Source organism: Bacillus sp. SIMBA_154 (genome assembly GCF_046536015.1).
GTDB classification, from domain to species: Bacteria; Bacillota; Bacilli; order Bacillales; family Bacillaceae; genus Bacillus; species Bacillus pumilus_P.
Map to the genome: position 1 here is coordinate 1 of NZ_JAWJBV010000143.1, position 313 is coordinate 313.

The window sequence follows — 313 nt, forward strand, 5'->3', positions numbered from 1 at the left end:
CATTATTCGCCATAATCATCCCATCACTAGGACGTTTTTCACCATAAAACTCTATGGTTTTACTCAGTTGGCTGTTTGTTAAATTATCATTAGCAAGTGATGAGGCAGGCAAGCGGTAAATTACACTACCATTCACTGTACCGAAATATACCCATTCATTTTGGGCATCCATAGTGATTGGGTTTAAACTTAGGTAAATTGCATCAGAACTACCATTTTCACGCTTAGTTGCCATTAATGACCCAGCAATAATAAGGTCATGCTCAGGTGCTAAAAGTGCTTTATTTGCTTGAAGAACACGGCGAGAGTCACC

General features: G+C 39.3%; 1 protein-coding gene. It reads right to left on the minus strand.

Going from position 1 to position 313, the window contains the following annotated elements; translation table 11 throughout:
• Positions 1-313: hypothetical protein (locus R0K30_RS21485; protein ID WP_410612818.1), on the minus strand; the 313-nt coding region annotated here is incomplete at both ends.